Source organism: Roseburia sp. CLA-AA-H209, from assembly GCF_020687575.1.
Classification (GTDB): Bacteria; Bacillota; Clostridia; order Lachnospirales; family Lachnospiraceae; genus Roseburia_C; species Roseburia_C amylophila.
On record NZ_JAJEQU010000004.1, the window covers coordinates 46,726 to 65,818 of the forward strand.

Consider the following 19,093-nt stretch of genomic DNA (forward strand, 5'->3'; position numbering starts at 1 on the left):
GAAGGCGGAAAGAAAATGCAGTCATTGAAATGGAGTGTCATCAGCTTTACCGAAAAGGGAGCAGAGCTTGCCGAAAAGATAAAAAGACTTTCCAAAGAGCAGCAGCTTCCCTGTGAAATTCATACTTATCATGGCAGAAAACAGGTGGAAAATCTGAACGCGTGGACAAAGGAGCAGTTTTCCCTAAGAAATGCAATCATTTTTATCGGAGCATGCGGAATTGCAGTGCGGACAATTGCCCCATTTCTTAAGGACAAGCTGACAGACAGTCCGGTGCTGGTACTGGATGAGGCGGGCAATTATGTCATTCCTCTTTTATCCGGGCATGTAGGAGGCGCCAATGAGATAGCACTTTTACTGGCAGAGTTATTAGGAGCAGTTCCGGTAATTACCACAGCGACCGACATTAATAATGCCTTTGCCATAGATGTATTTGCAAAAAAGCATGACCTATCCATTGATAAAAAAGAAGGCATTAAGAAGGTTTCTGCAAAGGTGCTGGAAAAAAAGAAGCTTTCCATGACCATCGCTCCGGAATATGCCGCAAAAGTGGATGTGGCAATCGGCACACCAGAGGATGGACAGAAGCCGGAGCCATTATTGACCTTAATCCCCAAAGAATATATTCTTGGAATCGGATGCAGAAGGAATAAAGAAGAACAGGAACTTAAGGCATTTGCAGAAAGCTGTTTAAAGGAAGCCGGAGTAGACTGGAAACAGATACGGGCGATTGCTTCGATTGATAAAAAGAAGGATGAGAAGGCAATTCTAAAACTTGCGGCAGAACATGGCATTCCATTTCTTGTCTTTGACGCAGAGACCTTAAGCCGGGTGCCCGGGACATTTGATACATCGGCATTCGTGGCAAGCCAGGTGGGCGTGGATAATGTCTGCGAGCGGGCAGCCATGGCAGCCTGCCGGGATAATGGAAGGCTGGTGCTTCAGAAAAGAGCGGAAAATGGAATGACACTTGCTATAGCAAAAGAAGATTGGAGACTGACTTTATATGAAGAATAAAATATGGATTGTTGGAATGGGACCGGGAAATGAAGAGATGATGACAGGCAGAGCCATCGAAGTATTAGAACAGGTGGACGTAATCATCGGATATACCGTATATCTTGATTTGTTAGGAGAACGTTTTCAAGACAAGGAATTTCTTTCCACGCCGATGCGGCAGGAAGAAAAACGCTGCAGAATGTGTTTTGAGGAAGCAGAAAAAGGCAAAAGCGTGGCAATGGTATGCAGCGGCGATGCCGGTGTCTATGGAATGGCATCACTGATGTATGAGATTGGAAAAGAATATTCGGCGATTTCACTGGAAGTGATACCGGGAATTACCGCAGCCAACAGCGGTGCGGCAGTTCTTGGAGCACCATTAAATCATGACTACTGTGTTATCAGTCTCAGTGACCTTATGACACCATGGGAGTTAATTGAAAAGAGGCTGATTATGGCAGCACGGGGAGATTTTGCTATTGCACTTTATAATCCGTCCAGCCGGAAGCGGGCAGACTATTTGGAAAGAGCATGTAAGATTCTGCTTCAGGAGATAGAACCGGAGCGCGCATGCGGTTATGTGGAAAATATCGGAAGAGACGGAGAAAGCACAATTACCTGTACTTTAGAAGAATTACAGAGTAAATCAGTAAATATGTTTACTACCGTTTTTGTCGGAAATTCCAGAACCAGAATTCAGGATGGAAAATTAATCACACCAAGAGGCTATAAGATAGAGCAATGAAAAAGATCATCATTTTTTCAGGAACAACAGAAGGAAGAAAATTATCGGAGCTGATGGCGGCAGCAGGCATAGCCCACACCGTATCGGTGGCAACCGATTATGGAAAGCTGGTTATGAAGGCGCATCCGAAGGTGAAGATTCAGGAAGGACGCCTTTCCAAAGAAGCTATGTCAGAATTTCTAAGGAAAGAATCCTTTGACGTTGTAATTGATGCCACTCATCCCTATGCGGTGGAAGTGACCAGAACCATAAAAAGCTGCGTTGCCGGAATGAAAGCGGATGGACTTGAGGTCACTTACTTACGGCTGAAACGGAGCATCCAGGCGTCAGAAGAAACGGGACTTCGTTTCTTTGACAGCAATGAAGCCTGCGCAGAAGCATTAAAGGAAATCAAGGGAAACATTCTTCTTACCACAGGAAGTAAGGAACTTTCCGTATATACCGCATCCGAAGAAGTAAAAAAACGTCTTTACGTCCGGGTACTGCCGGGGATGGAAAGTCTTGAAATCTGCCGGAGAGAAGGAATTCTGCCACAACAGATTCTGGCACTGCAGGGACCTTTTTCCGAAGAATTGAATGATGCACTGATTCATCAGTATGGGATAAAATGTATGGTAACAAAGCAGGGCGGCATTACCGGAGGCTTTTTAGAGAAAAAAGAAGCAGCTTTAAAAAATCGTATCCCGCTTTTGATCATTCGTCGGGAGGCAGCAGAGGAAGACGGACTTTCCTTTGATGCAGTCTGTGAGAAAATCGAAACATTAACAGGAGTAAACCTTTCCTTAAGACCGGCGGAGCTTATGATTACGCTGGCAGGAATCGGACCGGGGGATGCAGATATGATGATCGTCCGGTTAAAGGAAGCATTGGAAGAAGCGGACCTTGTATTAGGTGCGAAACGTCTGATAGAGGCAGTGACACCGAAGCTTGAAAAAGAGGCACTTTATCTGCCGGATAAAATCCTTACATGGCTTAAGGAAAAGAGCAGACAGTATGCGGTGCATGAAAAACTGAAGGTAGTCATCCTTTTTTCCGGGGATATTGGTTTTTATAGTGGCTGGAGCAAGGTAAGAATCTGTCTGCAGGAAGCACTGCAAAAGGGCATACTTCATGGAACCTTGCAAAGCATTCCGGGCATTTCTTCCATTCAGATGATGGCAGCAGCCTGTGGCGTAAGCTGGGAAAATGCCGGAATTTACAGTATACATGGCAAAACAGATACGGGTGGCTGGCAGGCAGAAGTGCTGCACAGGCTGCATGAAAATGGGCGGCTGTTTCTTTTGGTATCCGGAGCAGAAGATATCCGGAAATTAGGAGCACTTTTTTCGGATAAAGAGAATTGCAGAATTACAGTGGGGTACCAGTTATCTTATCCGCAGCAGAAGCTGATGGTGCTTACACCGGAAGCGTGCAGGGAGACAGAACAGGAAGGATTGTATGTTGTCATGATAGAGAAGGAAGAACAGAAAGCGAATGAAGAATATGCGGAGCAGGGAAAGCGCAGGGAACAGGAAACGCAGGAAGAGCCGGCAACTTTGTCACCGGGAATCCCGGATGAAGCCTTTATTCGCGGAAAAGTTCCAATGACCAAAGGGGAAGTGCGTCAGGTCAGCCTTTGCAGCCTGCGGCTTCAGAAAGATTCGGTGCTTTATGATATTGGAAGCGGAACGGGTTCGATTGCTGTGGAAGCAGCCCATTTATCCAAAGGAATCAAAGTCTATGCCATTGAAAAGAAAGAAGAGGCGCTAGCACTTCTGGCACAGAATAAAGAGAAGTTTCAGGTAGCAAATATGGAGATTATCCGGGGAACGGCACCGGAGGCATGCAATGGATTAGAGGAACCGACACATGTTTTTATCGGGGGAAGCGGTGGACACCTGATGGAAATTTTAGAAGTACTGGCAGCAAAAAAGAGAAGAATAAGAGTTGTAATGAATGCTATAAGTCTTGAGACGGTGGCAGAATTCAAACAGGTAAAAGAACGGTTTTCGGTATGCAATTTTGAAATGATTCAGATGCAGGTCAGCCGTTATCATGAGCTTGGTTCTTATTATATGCCAAAGGCAGAAAATCCGGTTATGATATGTTCCTTTGATTTGCAGGGAGGAGAAGCGGATGCAGAAGCGTAAAGGAGTAGTTCTTGCAGCACCCAAAAGCGGCAGTGGAAAGACATTGATTGCCTGTGCGTTAATCGAAGCCTTGAAAGAAGCAGGAGTCAATGTCTGCACATTTAAGTGCGGACCGGATTATATAGACCCGATGTTTCACCGTACGATTTTAGGCGTACCGGGCGGGAATCTGGATACATATTTTACCGGCGAAGCAAAGACAAAAGAGATATTTATGGAAGAGACACCGGAAGATGCATTTGCAGTGGTAGAGGGTGTCATGGGGCTTTATGACGGACTTGGCGGAATTTTAGAAGAAGGTTCCACCTATCACCTGGCAAAAGCAATTTCTCTGCCGGTGATTCTGGTAATTGATGCACATGGCATGGGAAGAACGATACTTCCGCTGATACAGGGACTTTTATCCTATGACAAAGCCGGAATCATAAAGGGCGTGATACTAAACCGGGTCAGCAAAATGTTCTATGCGTCATTAAAAGAGTTAATCGAAACCGAATTATCCATAGAAGTGCTGGGCTGTTTTACCGAACAGAAGGAGCTTCATCTGGAGAGCCGCCACTTAGGCTTAAAACTTCCGGAAGAAAAGCGTGATTTAAAAGAACAGGTATGCCGCGGGGCAGACAGCTTAAAAGAAACGGTATCGATAGAGCGGATTTTAGCAATTGGGGGAGCCGGAGAAAAGGATGCGGCATCCCCAAAAGTTGATAGTCATGAAAACAAAGTGACATATCAGAGAGCAGATATCAAAGAAAATGACACCCATGAAAGTAAACTCCGCCTTGCCATCGCAAGAGATGAGGCATTTTGTTTTTATTATCAGGAGAACCTGAAACTGCTTTCAAAAAGGGGCTTTGAGCTGGTGCCGTTTTCTCCCCTGCATGATAAGAAATTGCCGGAGCATATCAGCGGATTACTGTTAGGCGGAGGATATCCGGAACTTTTTGCAAAGGAATTATCCGAAAATGACAGCATGAAGACAGCCATCCGGGAAGCCATCCGGGGCGGACTTCCGTCACTGGCAGAATGTGGGGGTTTTCTTTATCTTCATAAATCACTGAAGGATATGGAAGGCAGACAATATTCCATGGCGGGCGTAATTGATGCAGATGCAGATTACCGGGGAAAGCTGGTGCGTTTTGGCTATGTGGAGCTTACCGAGAAAGAGAGCTGTTTCCTGCCGGAAAAAGAAGGAATCCGGGGACACGAATTCCATTATTTTGACAGCACGGAAAATGGAACGGACTGCGTGGCAAAAAAACCGACCGGAAACAGAAGGTGGGAATGTGTCTGGGAAGGAGAAAACCACTGGTGGGGATTTCCTCATCTTTATTATCCGTCCAACCCTTCTTTTGTAGAGCATTTCTATCAGCAGGCAGGATTGTATCAACAATCGAAATTGAAGCAAAAAGATAATTTGAAGTAAGAGGAAGACAGATGCAGAAAGAAAAAGCACAGGGTGGAATTTTATATGGAATCGGAGTAGGACCGGGGGAGCCGGAGTTTTTGACCCATAAAGCGGTTCAGGTGATAGAATGCTGCGATACCATAGTAGTGCCGTCCGAACCGATAGAAGAGTGTAATGCTTTTCAGATTGTAGAAAAACTGGTGCCGGACATCCGGAAGCATCAGCTTGTGGCATGGAATTTTCCCATGACCAGAGATGAGAAAAAGTTAGAAGAAGCCCATGATAAGATATGCGAAAATATAGAAGCATATCTTGCAAAGGGAGAAAAGGTTGCCTTTTTAACGCTGGGGGATCCGGCAATTTATTCCACCTATACTTATCTTTCACAGAAAATCGAAGAGCATGGTGGCCATACGGAAATGGTAAGCGGGGTACCGTCTTTTTGTGCAGTGGCAGCAAGACTTGGCATTTCGCTGGGAGAAAAGGAAGAGCAGATTCATATTATTCCCGGTTCCTATGAGATAGAAGAATCGAGACAATTTTCCGGCACCAGAATCTATATGAAGTCCGGAAGGAAGCTGAAGCAGTTAAAAGAAATGCTGCAAAAGGAAAGCACTATCCGTCCGTTAGAAGTGTATAGTGTTTCCGATTGTGGAAAAGAGGAAGAAAAAGTCTTTTCCGGTGTGGATAACATACCGGAAAACAGCGGATATTTTACCATCGTGATTGTAAAGACCAAAGATGAGCCGGTGCATAACAGCAGCCGCTTTTTTGAGAATCGTGCATGCGCTTATTATCCCTGCCATAGGGACATTGAGCAGATTAACTGTATGTTCTGCTACTGCCCGATGTATGAAATGGAGCATTGTCCGGGAACACCGGAATATAAAGAGACAAATGGCAGAAAACTTAAGATTTGTACTAACTGCACGTATCCCCATCAGGCAGAACATTATGATGCCATTATGAAGGCACTGACCCATCGGCTGAAAGGCTAGAGAACTTTTTAAGGGTGAAGTTTGTTGAGGCTGGGTGAACTATGGCTTGTGAAAAAATAAAAAGTGTGTTAGTATAGTAGCGATTTCATAGAAAGATAACCGGTGCCTGCAATGAAATTCATTCATATGCAGGGTAAAAGGGAAACAGGTGTAAATCCTGTACGAACTCGTCACTGTAAGAAGGGAGTAACGTAGTCAGGCTTTTAAAAGCGCCACTGATGCACAGACATTGGGAAGGTGATTACGGAGCGTTAATCTTTGAGTCAGGAAACCTGCCGTTTATCTGGTACGGGAAGAGATTCCGGGTCACGAGTAATTGGCTGTACTGTTTGATAACAAGGGAAATCCGTAAAGCGTATTTCCTGTAGTTAGTATGTCATTTACTTCGTTCATAGCAATATGGAACGGAGTTTTTTCATGTGTAAGTGAAACCAGAACATGAGAAAAGGAGAAAAAAATGAAAAAGAAAGCATTGACTGTAGTTCTTACACTTACTATGGCAGCAACCATGTTTGCGGGATGTGGTGATAAGAAAACAACAGGGACAACTGAAACAACAGAAGCTGTTTCGACAGAAGATGAAAAGGATGATCAGGCAAAAGCAGATGAGGTAGCAGCATTGATTGATGCAATTTATGTGCAGGAAAGAACTGATGAGACAGATGCACAGTGTAAGGCAGCAAAAGAAGCATGGGATGCACTGACAGATGCTCAGAAGGAACTGGTATCCGGAGAAAATGCAGACCCGGATTACTTTGGAAGAGATACCGGAGATGCATCAAAGGATGATCCTTTAAATCAGGATGATATTGGAGAGAATGAGCTTTTGGTAGTAAGCTTTGGTACATCCTTTAATGACAGCCGCGCAACAGATATCGGCGGCATTGAAAAAGCATTACAGGAAGCAAATCCTGACTGGTCTGTAAGAAGAGCATTTACAGCACAGATTATTATTAACCATATACAGGCTCGTGATGATGAAAAAATCGATAACATGGATCAGGCATTAGAGCGTGCGGTAGACAATGGCGTTAAGAATCTTGTGGTACAGCCGACTCACTTAATGCATGGTGCAGAATATGATGAACTGGCAGAAGCAATTGAGAAGTATCAGGATAAATTTGAAACAGTCCGTATCGCAGAACCTCTGTTAGGTGAAGTTGGAAGCGATGCAACTGTAATCAACGAAGACAAGGCTGCCGTTGCAGAAGCAATTACAGCAGAAGCAGTTAAACTTGCTGGATATGACAGCATGGATGCTGCAGCAGAAGACGGAACAGCATTTGTATTTATGGGACATGGTACTTCCCATACAGCAAATGTAACTTATGACCAGATGCAGACCCAGTTAGAAAAACTGAATTATAAGAATGCATTCGTTGGAACCGTAGAAGGTGAACCGGAAGATACCGCATGTGAAGCTGTTATTGAAAAAGTAAAAGAAGCAGGATACAAAAAAGTAATTCTTCGTCCGTTAATGGTTGTTGCTGGAGACCATGCAAACAACGATATGGCTGGAGATGATGAAGATTCCTGGAAGAGCCAGTTTGAAGCATCCAAAGCATTTGACAGTGTAGATACACAGATTGAAGGTCTTGGAAGAATCAAAGCAGTCCAGGATATTTATGTAGCACATACAAAGGCTGCTTTAGAGGCAGAACCACTTGCAACAGCAGGTGGTTCCAATTCCTCTGCAGCCTTAGAGGATGGAACTTATACCGTAGACTTCAACACAGACAGCACAATGTTTCACGTAAATGAAGCAAAAGAAGGCAAGGCAGAACTTACGGTAAAGAATGGAAAAATGACAGCACATATCACACTTCCATCTAAGAACATTGTAAATTTATTTGTTGGAACAGCAGCAGATGCACAGAAAGATGGTGCGAAGCTTCTTGATCCTACTACAGATACGGTAGAATACAGTGATGGAACCAGCGAAGAAGTATACGGCTTTGATGTTCCGGTTCCTGCAGTGGATGAAGACTTTGACCTTGCATTAATTGGAACAAAGGGAAAATGGTACGACCACAAAGTATCTGTTTCTAATCCTGAAAAAAAAAAATTAGCTGATGGCTCTTATGAGGCAGAAGTAACTTTAGGGGGCGGAACCGGAAGAGCAACGGTGGATTCACCGGCGAAGGTTGTGATAAAAGATGGAAAAATTACTGCAACCGTTGTGTGGAGCAGTCCAAACTATGATTACATGTTAGTAGATGGAACAAAGTATCTGAATGAGAACAAGGGCGGAAATTCTACCTTTACGATTCCGGTATCCGGCTTTGACTGTGACATTGCAGTAGTGGGTGATACTGTTGCAATGAGCACACCTCATGAAATTGAATATACATTGAATTTTAAACTGGTAAAATAAAATGCAGAAAAAACGAATTATGATAGTGAGCGTTATCTGTATACTTCTTCTGACTCTTTGTGCCTGTGGTACAAAGAAGCAGGAGAAAAAAGCAGATACCGTAGATTTTAGTTCTCTCAGCAAGACTGGGAGTATGGAATTAAATTATGCAACACAGTATAGTGTCGATGAATATGACGGGTACAAAATGATTACGATCGTGGATGACGGTCGTTTTTTGCTTATTCCGGAGGGCGTGGTGGTGCCGCAGAATATCCCGGAGGATGTTACGGTTTTACAGCAGCCGCTGGATAAAACATATCTGGTATCCACTTCTGTCATGGATTTGGTAAGACAGATTGATGCCATGTCAGATATCCGGCTCTCCGGAACGAAGGAAGATGGCTGGTATGTAGAAGAAGCCAGGGAAGCCATGGAGGAAGGAGACATTTTATATGCAGGAAAATACAGTGCTCCGGACTATGAAATGATTCTGGATGAAGGCTGTAATCTGGCAATTGAAAATACAATGATTTATCATAACCCGGAAGTAAAAGAAAAGTTGGAAGAACTTGGAATCCCTGTACTTGTGGAGCGTTCCAGCTATGAATCACACCCATTGGGCAGACTGGAATGGATCCGTTTATATGGAGTATTATTTGATAAAGAGGAAGAAGCAGATTCTTTCTATGAAGCAGAATTAGAAAAATTAGAGCCGATTATGAAGAAAGAAAGCTGCAATGTAACAGTAGCATTTTTCAGTGTGACAGCAAACGGAACAATCAGTGTGCGGAAATCAAATGATTATGTAGCGCAGATGATTGCTCTTTCCGGTGGAACCTATGTGCCGGAACAACTGGCGGGCGAAGAAGAAAATGCACTTTCCACAATGAACATACAGATGGAGGATTTCTATGCAGATGCAAAGAATGCCGATATCTTAATATATAACAGTACAATTGAAGGCGAAATCAGTACGCTGGAGGAATTGAAGCAGAAGAATGCACTGTTTGCAGATTTTCAGGCAGTACAGGATGGAAATGTCTATTGTACCACAAATAATTTCTTCCAGAAATCCACGGCAATCGGAGATTTTATGGAAGATCTGAATAAAATAATTCGGAATACAGATACAGAAGAAGCAGGATATTTAAAGAAGCTGAGGTAAAAGAAAATGAAGCGGTATGCAGTCTCTTTTATAACAATTATTATATTGCTGGTGGGATTAATTTTCTGGAATATTGGTTCTGGAAGTATTTCGATTTCCTGGGATGAACTTTGGAATATTTTACTGAAACAGACAGAAGAAGGTACCGCTTATCATATTATCTGGGATATCAGACTGCCACGGATTCTGGCTGCTGTCATGCTGGGGGGAGCATTGTCCATTTCCGGATTTTTACTGCAGACCTTTTTTGGAAATCCAATTGCAGGTCCGTATGTGCTGGGAATTTCTTCCGGTGCCAAACTTATGGTAGCACTGGCAATGATTTATCTTCTGGGAAGGGGAATTACAATCAGTTCTTTTGGAATGGTAGCAGCAGCCTTTGCCGGCTCACTTCTGGCAATGGGATTTGTACTTTTAATTTCCATGAAGGTACATAGAATGTCTCTTCTGATTGTATGCGGAATTCTAATCGGATATATCTGCTCGGCAATTACAGACATCTGTGTTACTTTTGCAGATGATTCGAATATCGTAAATTTGCACAACTGGTCCCAGGGCAGCTTCTCCGGAATGAACTGGTCGAATATTCTGATGATATTTATCCTGACCTTGCTGTCCTTTCTTGCGGCAATGTTTCTTGCAAAGCCGATTGGTGCGTATCAGATGGGAGAGACTTATGCCAGAAATATGGGTGTTAATATAACTGTGCTCCGGGTAAGCCTGATTCTGTTATCCAGCTTATTGTCGGCTTGTGTAACAGCTTTTGCAGGACCGATTTCCTTTGTAGGAATTGCGGTGCCACATCTGATAAAATCTGCCACAGGAACAGCAAAACCACTGGTGCTGATACCGGGCTGCTTTCTGGGGGGAGCGGTAGTGACACTGTTTTGTGATGGAATCGCAAGAACACTCTTTGCACCGACAGAAGTAAGTATCAGTACCGTTACAGCGGTCTTTTTAGTTCCGGTGGTAATTGTAATGATGCTGCGCAGACAGGAGGAGCGGGGATGACAAAACAGATGGCAGGAAAAGCAGAGTACACAGAGAAAGAACGCATGGCAGGAAAAATGAAATTTTCTGAAAGAAAACAGGGGCTTGTAACAGACAAATTCAAAGTTGGATATGGAAAAAAGGTCATTCTTTCGAATGTTAATCTGATGGCAGAACCGGGAAGGGTATTGACGTTGATTGGCCCAAATGGTTCCGGTAAATCTACGATTCTAAAGAGTATTGTAAAGCAGTTGAAATCCCTTGGTGGTGTAGTATACCTGAACGGGAAAGCAACCTCGGAAATGAAAGAGGCAGAAATCGCAAAGAGCCTTTCCATGGTAATGACAGAGCATATTCATCCGGAACTGATGTCCTGCCGGGATGTGGTTGCAACCGGACGATATCCCTATACCGGAAGACTTGGAATTTTAGATAAGCAGGACTGGAAACTGGTGGATGAGGCAATTACCATGGTTCATGCGGAGGAGGTGGCAGAGCAGTCATTTACAAGAATCAGTGACGGACAAAGACAGCGTGTTATGTTGGCGAGAGCCATCTGTCAGGATACAGCAATCCTGGTATTAGATGAACCTACCTCTTATCTGGATATCCGCTATAAGCTTGATATTTTAAACAGCATCCGGAAACTGGCAAGGGAACGGAATATAGCAGTAATTATGTCACTGCATGAACTTGACCTGGTACAGAAAGTATCGGATACGGTAGCCTGTGTAGATGGGACCACCGTCAGCCATATTGGACCACCGGAGGAAATCTTTCAGGGTTCGCTGGTACAGAAGCTTTATGGAATTGAGGAAAAGAACTTTGATTCCATGCTTGGAATCATGCAGATGCCGGGAAATAAAGCTGCCCCGAACGTATTCGTAATCGGAGGCGGTGGTGCTGCAATACCAACTTATTACAGATTGCAGAGAGAACATATTCCATTTGCAGCAGGAATCTTATTTGAAAATGACGTAGAATATCCTGTTGCAACGGCACTGGCATCAAAAGTCATTACTGCAAAAGCATTTTATCCGATGGAAGAAGCACAGCTGGAAGAAGCAAAGAAAATACTTGCAGGCTGTGAAACCTGTATTTGCACCTGCGAGAATTTCGGACCTTATAATATGTTAAATAAAGAACTGCGAAGCCTGGCAGAAGAACAGGGAAAATTGAAATAAAGAAATTGGAATAAAAGAAAAGCCCGTGGAATCAAAGCTGTTTTATGATTTCACGGGCTTTGGTATATTTTACTGTTCAGTGTCTTCCGGTAAGATGAATTTTCCGACAAGTTCATCTAAGGAAGTTGCCTGTGCAGATAACTCCTGGCTGGTAGCAGAGGTCTCTTCTGCGGATGCGGAGTTGGACTGAACTACCTCAGAAATCTGGTTTACACCCTGTTCTGCCTGATCCATGGCATTTGCCTGAGTCTTAGCAACATCACTGATGTGCTTGGAAGATTCTGCAATCTGCTGGATACCATTTACAACGTTTCCGATAGATTCAGCAGCATGGTCTGCAGCAGCATTACCTTCAGCAATCTCCTGAAGGGCACCTTCGATTAAGTCTCTGGTATCTACAGCAGATTTGGTTGTCTGCTCTGCAAGCTGACGAATCTGGTCAGCAACAACGGCGAATCCACGTCCTGCTTCGCCGGCTCTTGCAGCCTCGATAGAAGCATTCAGAGAAAGTAAGTTGGTCTGGGAAGCAATATCTTCGATTTCAGAAATAATATTTCCAATCTTCTTAGAAGTTTCATCAATACGTGCCATAGCATCAACCATGGCTTTCATTTCAGCACTGCTGTCTTCTGCTTCAGCAGCATACTGCTTTGCCTGATCATAAGCAATCTGAGCCTGATCAGCGGACTGTTCAATATTACTTGTAATATCAGTGATAGTTGCCTGAAGCTGTTGTACGGCACCGGCCTGCTCAGTAGCACCTTCTGCCATACTCTGGGAAGATTCTGCAAGGTTCATGGAACCGGCAGAAACCTGGGAAGAAGCTTCTCCAATCATCTGGATAGTATGTACCATTGCATCACGCATGCCACGCATTGCGGTCAGTAACTGTTCGAAGTCACCGACATATTTGTCGGAATGCTCGGACTGAATGGTGTAATCACCATTTGCCATGCCCTCCATCAGAACACCTACATCAGTGATGACTGCGTTCAGTGTTTCAGCCATTTCAGTAGAAGTGGCTGCAATACTTGCAACTTCATCGTTGGATTTCACCTCCGGGAAAGGGTCATGTAAATTACCCTGTGCAAAAGTGCTAAGACGATTCTCCAGTGCGACTAAAGGTTTTGAAATTCCCTTTGCAATGGAAACTCCCATCTTGGAAGAAACAAGGATGGATACAATAATAATTACAGCAATGATAATGATAAAAATAAGGGTAACAACAGAAAGTGTATCTGCTAAATGATCTCCTTCTGTTACTTTGGTATTCATCAAGTCCCTCATTCCGGAATAGATTTCGTCATATAATGGGGCTACTTCATCAATCATTATATTCTGGGCTTTTGCACTCTGACCCGGGTCGGTTGTTTTGCCGGTATCAATTGCTTTCTGCTCAGTAGTCCAGTAATCTTCCAGCTTGGCATCAATGGAATCATAGATTTCCTGCTCTTTGCTGGTGGTAGTAACTTCATCTACAATTTCCCAATACTGTTCAAAAGTGGCCTTTCTTTCGTCATGGGTATCGGACATCTGACTAATCAGACTGTCATCATCATATCCGACAATAGCACGGGTGGCAGATCTGGTATCGGTAAAGGCAACCAATGCTTTGCCGATGTCACCCTGTGAAAAACCATAATTGTTCAGGGCATTCTTATACAGAGTCATGGTTACAATCAGCATAACCACACCAAGGACGGCTGCGATGGAGCAGGTTGTCACGATAATACGGAATGCCTTCCCCAGACGGTTTCTAATTTTAAGATTCTCAAACATAACGTTCCTCCTTCGTTATATACAATGGCACTATGGCACCAATTGCGTTATGCAACAGTAAAAGTAAAAGCGAAAATCTAAATATTTATCATAATTTTACTACTTTATTGGAAATATGTCAAAATTATTCAGATAATAAGTGACTTGGAAACTGATTATTCCTCAAATTTGTTTAAACATATGAAAATTGACATTTTTCCGGTGAACCGCTAAAATGACGAAGAACATAAATAAGGCATTAAGGGAGAAAACAGTATGGGATGCGTATATTTTGTCCGGCACGGACAGACCATATGGAATGTAGAAAATAGGATATGTGGTGCAACAGATATTGCACTGACTGAGCTTGGACATAAGCAGGCAATTGAGACCGGAAAGAAAATATTAGAAGAAGGCATAAAGGCGGATGAAATATTATATTCCCCATTAATCCGGGCAAAAGATACTGCATTGCATATTTCAGAAATTACCGGAATTCCGGCAAGGGAAGAGCTTCGTTTAAAGGAGCAGAACTTTGGCAGATTTGAATCCACACCGCGGGATGGAACAGAATTTAAGATTGCAAAGGGACAGTTTATCACCCGCTATGACGGCGGAGAATCCATGCTGCATCTGGCACAGAGAATTTACAATCTTCTGGATGAAGTAACAGCTTCCGATAAGACTTATATTCTGGTGGCACACAATGGCATATCAAGAGTTGTGCAGTCCTATTTTTATGAAATGACCAATGAAGAATATGCTGCATTTGGCGTGAAGAATTGTGCCATATTAAAATATGAATTCTAAGAGACGAAGGGCAGGAATGAAAAATGAAACCGAAGTCGGAAAAGAGTATAGAGCTTTATCATATCATGACAGAGCGGGGGTATCCGGAAGAATTCTGTGATGTCATTACCCGGAATCTGAATACGGATTTTACGGCACAGAGGATGTTATGGTATTTATCACACTATGAATATCTGCCGGAGGGTGAAATTGTAGATGAAATGCTTGCCATTTTAAGTGACCGGAATGCGATTATGCAGAAAAAAGAATTAGAAAAAACCAATGCTGCATGGAATGAATTCCTACAGCATGGTTTTGAGGAAGAAGACTAGCGGAATCGTAAAGACGGAGCAAAGTGTCATGACAAAGCAGGTCTTAGAAGCAAATTCCGCATCGGAATGGTAGTTTTCTGCCATCATCGGAATGGCGGACATGGCTGGCATACATGCCATCAGGGTAAGAATGGTTGTTTCGGTCGGAGTAAGGAAATGTGATACCACGGCTGCAACACCAGCCGGAATCAGAATCATTTTGACAATTACCAGAAAGAAATAATCATAAATAAAGTCGAGATTCTTTAAGGAAATATAAGAAAGAGTTGCACCCAGGAAAATCAGCGCAAGACTGAAGCTTACATTTCCAACAGAGGTAATTGTATGTTATTCCGGCAGCTTTTCCAAGGTTGTGGCACCGGGGCTTCGTGTGGGATTTATGATTGCCAACAAGAAGATTATAGAACGTGGAACACTGTTAAAACAGTTTACCGATGTACATACAAATATTCTTGTACAGATGATTGTTTATGAGTATTATAAGAATTATAATATTAAGAAACATATTGCAGAGGTATCCGCTTTCTATGCGAAAAAGAGCGAATATATGTGCAAATTAATCAGGGAAAAGCTTCCAAAGGAGATAAAGTGTATTGAGCCGGATGGCGGAATGTTTGTATGGTGTACCGATACCTCTGGTAAGATTAACATAGCTTGTCACATATTGGCTATGAGAAAAGCTTTGGCTTTCTGAAAAATGAGGTTCTTTCTTGTACTTTTATTCATAATAAGGTATACTTTAGGGAAGTAATTTGTTGAATTAAATATGTTTGTATGGAGGATTAATTATGGACATGAACATTGTATGCCTTGATCTGGAAGGAGTATTGGTACCGGAAATCTGGATTGCATTTGCAGAAGCAAGCGGAATCCCTGAATTAAAGAGAACTACAAGAGACGAACCGGATTACAATAAATTGATGAAATGGAGACTTGGCATCTTAAAAGAACATGGACTTGGATTAAAAGAAATTCAGGAAACCATCGCAAAAATTGACCCGATGCCGGGAGCAAAAGAGTTCTTAGATGAACTTCGTTCCATGACACAGGTTATCATCATCAGTGATACCTTTACCCAGTTTGCAGGACCTCTGATGAAGAAATTAGGCTGGCCTACCATTTTCTGTAATTCTCTGGAAGTGGCAGAGGACGGTGAGATTACCGGATTTAAGATGAGAATTGAAAATTCCAAGCTGACTACAGTAAAAGCATTACAGTCCATTGGTTATGAGACGATTGCCAGCGGAGACAGCCACAATGACCTTGGAATGATTGAGGCAAGTAAAGCAGGATTCTTATTCCGCAGCACCGAGCAGATTAAGAAAGACCATCCGGAACTGCCTGCATTTGAGACTTATGATGAGTTAATGGAAGCAATCAAGAAGGCTCTTTAATTATGGCAGAGGAAAACCAGACAACCCACAAACGCAGGGTGCGTTACAGTGGAAAATATCCGAAGAAATTTGAAGAAAAATATAAAGAACTTCAGCCGGAAAAATATAAAGATACGATTGAGCATGTAATAAAAAAAGGAAACACACCTGCCGGAATGCATATTTCCATAATGGTAAATGAAATTCTGGATTTCTTAAAAATCCAGCCGGGAGAAACAGGCTTTGATGCGACCTTGGGATATGGCGGTCATACGAAAGCCATGCTGCAGTGCTTAAAAGGGCAGGGACACATCTATGCAACGGATGTAGACCCAGAGGAATCAGCCAGGACAAGAAAGCGGTTAGAAGAGGCCGGTTTTGGAGAAGATATTCTGACAATACGATTACAGAATTTCTGTACGATAGATGAAATTGCAAAAGAAGCCGGCGGATTTGATTTTATTCTTGCAGATCTAGGCGTATCTTCCATGCAGATTGATAATCCGAAGCGTGGATTTTCTTTTAAAGTGGATGGTCCACTGGATTTACGGCTGAACCAGGAAGCCGGAATCAGTGCAGCAGAACGCCTGGCTGCCATTACAAAGGATGAACTGGCGGGAATGCTTTATGAAAATTCGGATGAGCCATACTGTGAAGAACTGGCAAAAGCGATTACCGATGAGATTCGAAAAGGCAACCGGATTGATACCACCACAAAGTTAAGGAATATCATTGAAAAGACGCTTGATTTTCTACCGGAAAAAGAGAAGAAGGATACGATAAAAAAGACCTGCCAGCGAACCTTCCAGGCACTTCGTATTGATGTGAACCGTGAATTTGAAGTGCTGTATGAATTCATGGAGAAACTGCCGGATGCATTGAAACCGGGCGGAAGAGCCGCAATTTTAACTTTCCATTCCGGCGAAGACAAGTTAGTAAAGAAAGCATTAAAAGAAGGCTATCGGGCAGGCATTTATGCCGATTATGCCAAAGATGTAATCCGCCCATCTGCACAGGAGTGTGCACAGAACGGACGGGCACGTTCTACTAAGATGCGCTGGGCAATTAAGGCAGAGTAGATTATTTTGAAAATACAATGAGATGGAGACGAAAACAGTGAAAATGAAAAGAAAACAGATTGGTATGCTGGTATTTATTGCGATTATTGTGATACTTATGGTCGTAACAAGCCAGACACCGGGAACAATTGCTGATGCTGACAGCTATCAGTGCAAAACTTATGCGACATTTTTAGCATTGCTTCCGCCGGTTATTGCAATCGGACTGGCATTGATTACCAAAGAGGTTTATACCTCACTTCTGGCAGGAATTATTGTAGGTGGTTTACTGTATTCCAATTTTAACCTTGAATTAATGTTAAATACCATTTTATTCCAGGAAGAAGGTGGTATGATATACAAACTGTCAGATGCAGGAAATGTGGGAATTTTAGTATTCCTTGTCATGCTTGGCATTTTGGTATCCCTTCTTAACCGGGCAGGTGGTTCTGCCGCATTTGGAAAGTGGGCATCCCGGCATATTAAAACCAGAATCGGAGCACAGATTTCTGTTATGATTCTTGGTGTATTGATTTTCGTGGATGATTATTTTAACTGTCTGACCGTAGGAAGTGTAATGCGTCCGGTCACAGACCGTCACAAGGTGTCCCGTGCAAAATTATCTTATATTATTGATGCAACGGCAGCACCGGTATGTATTATCGCACCAATCAGCTCCTGGGCAGCAGCAGTTACTTCTTCTGTTCCGGCAGATTCCGGAATCAATGGATTTGCGGTATTTATCCAGACAATTCCATATAACTTATATGCATTGCTGACATTGGTAATGTTAATTGGAATTACTCTTTTGCGCGTGGATTTCGGACCGATGAAAACCCATGAAATGAATGCAATCAAAGGTGATTTGTTTACCACACCGGGAAGACCGTATGAAGATAATGAAGAGGAAGTTGTAAAAGAAAACTCGCACGTACTGGATTTGATTCTTCCGGTAGCTGTTTTGATTGTAAGCTGTATCGTAGCCATGATTTATACCGGTGGCTTCTTCAGCGGAACTTCCTTTGTAGAGGCATTCTCTGGCTGTGATGCTTCCGTCGGACTGGTTCTTGGCGGCGCAGTAACACTTGTATTTACTTTTATCTATTACATGTTGCGTGATGTTTTATCCTTTAAGGAATTTACCGAATGTATTCCGGAAGGATTTAAGGCGATGATTGCTCCGATTCTGATTCTGACTATGGCATGGACCTTATCCGGAATGACCAATCTCTTAGGAGCAAAAGTATTCGTGGCTGATCTGGTAGCAAATTCAGCAAATGCAATGCAGGGCTTCCTGCCAATGATTATTTTCCTGGTAGCTGCATTCTTAGCATTTGCAACCGGAACCTCCTGGGGAACCTTCAGTATTCTGATTCCGATTGTCCTTGGTGTATTCCCAAGCGGACAGATGATGGTAATCTCCATTGCGTCCTGTCTGGCAGGAGCAGTTTGTGGAGACCATTGCTCACCGATTTCAGATACCACAATTATGGCATCTGCCGGTGGCCACTGTGAGCATGTTAACCATGTAGCAACCCAGCTTCCGTATGCATTGACAGTTGCAGCAGTCTGCTTACTGGGCTATTTCCTGATTGGTATCCTGCAGGCAGCAGGACTGGCAGGAATTTCATGGCTGGCACTTCCGGTTTGTATCGTGGTATTAATTGGCGTATTATTCGTAATTCGTTCCAGAACAGGACGGGAAGAAATTTAAAAGATAAAAAAGATAATGCGGGATACGGAATTGGTGTCCCGCATTTTTGTACAATAGAATCTATAATAAAAATAATTTGAAAATTTGAAACAAAAGAA

General features: G+C 43.0%; 16 protein-coding genes, 1 pseudogene and 1 riboswitch. Of the genes and pseudogenes, 15 read left to right on the plus strand and 2 right to left on the minus strand.

Annotated features, from left to right (window positions below; genetic code table 11):
• Positions 1-15: 15 nt before the first annotated feature.
• The 9 genes and pseudogenes from LKD41_RS05130 (at position 16) to LKD41_RS05175 (ending at position 11,971) form a co-directional block, all read left to right on the plus strand.
• Positions 16-1,017, plus strand: coding sequence for a cobalt-precorrin 5A hydrolase (locus LKD41_RS05130; RefSeq protein WP_227700608.1), 1,002 nt, complete (start codon positions 16-18; stop codon positions 1,015-1,017).
• Entirely contained in the window at positions 1,007-1,744 is a 738-nt protein-coding gene (gene cobJ / locus LKD41_RS05135) for a precorrin-3B C(17)-methyltransferase (RefSeq protein WP_227700609.1), read from the plus strand. The genes LKD41_RS05130 and cobJ overlap by 11 nt, the downstream gene beginning before the upstream one ends.
• Complete coding sequence (gene cobK / locus LKD41_RS05140) at positions 1,741-3,873, plus strand: precorrin-6A reductase (protein WP_227700610.1); 2,133 nt, start codon at positions 1,741-1,743, stop codon at positions 3,871-3,873. The genes cobJ and cobK overlap by 4 nt, the downstream gene beginning before the upstream one ends.
• A complete protein-coding gene (locus LKD41_RS05145) occupies positions 3,860-5,296 on the plus strand; it encodes a cobyrinate a,c-diamide synthase (RefSeq protein WP_227700611.1) in 1,437 nt (478 codons plus the stop codon). The genes cobK and LKD41_RS05145 overlap by 14 nt, the downstream gene beginning before the upstream one ends.
• Before the next feature lie 11 nt (positions 5,297-5,307).
• Positions 5,308-6,276 carry a precorrin-2 C(20)-methyltransferase gene (gene cobI / locus LKD41_RS05150; protein ID WP_227700612.1) on the plus strand — a complete coding sequence of 323 codons (969 nt, stop codon included), beginning with the start codon at positions 5,308-5,310 and terminating at the stop codon, positions 6,274-6,276.
• A gap of 83 nt (positions 6,277-6,359) precedes the next feature.
• A riboswitch (cobalamin riboswitch) is annotated at positions 6,360-6,570 on the plus strand.
• Positions 6,571-6,733: 163 nt separating this feature from the next.
• Positions 6,734-7,936 (plus strand): annotated as a pseudogene (locus LKD41_RS15940) (sirohydrochlorin cobaltochelatase); the annotation flags it as partial.
• A 715-nt stretch (positions 7,937-8,651) separates the two neighbouring features.
• On the plus strand, positions 8,652-9,797 hold the full coding sequence (locus tag LKD41_RS05165) for an ABC transporter substrate-binding protein (protein ID WP_022244139.1): 1,146 nt from the start codon (positions 8,652-8,654) through the stop codon (positions 9,795-9,797).
• 6 nt (positions 9,798-9,803) lie between these two features.
• The gene (locus tag LKD41_RS05170; RefSeq protein ID WP_022244138.1) at positions 9,804-10,808 is read left to right on the plus strand and encodes a FecCD family ABC transporter permease; all 1,005 of its coding nucleotides are present in this window, start codon (positions 9,804-9,806) and stop codon (positions 10,806-10,808) included.
• Positions 10,809-10,864: 56 nt separating this feature from the next.
• Positions 10,865-11,971 (plus strand): ABC transporter ATP-binding protein, encoded by a 1,107-nt coding sequence (locus LKD41_RS05175; RefSeq protein ID WP_227700688.1) that lies wholly within the window; start codon positions 10,865-10,867, stop codon positions 11,969-11,971.
• Positions 11,972-12,040: 69 nt separating this feature from the next.
• On the opposite strand, the gene LKD41_RS05180 is transcribed toward LKD41_RS05175, so the two are convergent.
• On the minus strand, positions 12,041-13,750 hold the full coding sequence (locus tag LKD41_RS05180; RefSeq protein ID WP_227700613.1) for a methyl-accepting chemotaxis protein: 1,710 nt from the start codon (positions 13,748-13,750) through the stop codon (positions 12,041-12,043).
• 255 nt (positions 13,751-14,005) lie between these two features.
• Between LKD41_RS05180 and LKD41_RS05185 the strand changes: the two genes are divergently transcribed.
• Together LKD41_RS05185 and LKD41_RS05190 are read left to right on the plus strand one after the other, a co-directional pair.
• The gene (locus LKD41_RS05185) at positions 14,006-14,539 is read left to right on the plus strand and encodes a histidine phosphatase family protein (protein WP_227700614.1); all 534 of its coding nucleotides are present in this window, start codon (positions 14,006-14,008) and stop codon (positions 14,537-14,539) included.
• Between the two features lie 23 nt (positions 14,540-14,562).
• Complete coding sequence (locus tag LKD41_RS05190; protein WP_022244134.1) at positions 14,563-14,850, plus strand: hypothetical protein; 288 nt, start codon at positions 14,563-14,565, stop codon at positions 14,848-14,850.
• Here the strand turns inward: LKD41_RS05190 and LKD41_RS15785 are convergent.
• Positions 14,821-15,171: an AEC family transporter gene (locus LKD41_RS15785; RefSeq protein WP_331470899.1), complete on the minus strand. Its 351-nt coding sequence runs from the start codon at positions 15,169-15,171 to the stop codon at positions 14,821-14,823. The genes LKD41_RS05190 and LKD41_RS15785 overlap by 30 nt on opposite strands.
• On the opposite strand from LKD41_RS15785, the gene LKD41_RS05200 reads away from it, so the two are divergent.
• The 4 genes from LKD41_RS05200 (at position 15,170) to LKD41_RS05215 (ending at position 18,995) form a co-directional block, all read left to right on the plus strand.
• Positions 15,170-15,544, plus strand: a complete 375-nt coding sequence (locus LKD41_RS05200; RefSeq protein ID WP_227700689.1) for an aminotransferase class I/II-fold pyridoxal phosphate-dependent enzyme — start codon at positions 15,170-15,172, stop codon at positions 15,542-15,544. The genes LKD41_RS15785 and LKD41_RS05200 overlap by 2 nt on opposite strands.
• A 100-nt stretch (positions 15,545-15,644) precedes the next feature.
• Entirely contained in the window at positions 15,645-16,244 is a 600-nt protein-coding gene (gene thrH / locus LKD41_RS05205) for a bifunctional phosphoserine phosphatase/homoserine phosphotransferase ThrH (RefSeq protein ID WP_117841963.1), read from the plus strand.
• Positions 16,245-16,246: 2 nt separating this feature from the next.
• Entirely contained in the window at positions 16,247-17,302 is a 1,056-nt protein-coding gene (gene rsmH, locus LKD41_RS05210) for a 16S rRNA (cytosine(1402)-N(4))-methyltransferase RsmH (RefSeq protein WP_022244131.1), read from the plus strand.
• A 43-nt stretch (positions 17,303-17,345) separates the two neighbouring features.
• Positions 17,346-18,995, plus strand: coding sequence for a Na+/H+ antiporter NhaC family protein (locus LKD41_RS05215; protein WP_227700690.1), 1,650 nt, complete (start codon positions 17,346-17,348; stop codon positions 18,993-18,995).
• Positions 18,996-19,093 lie beyond the last annotated feature (98 nt).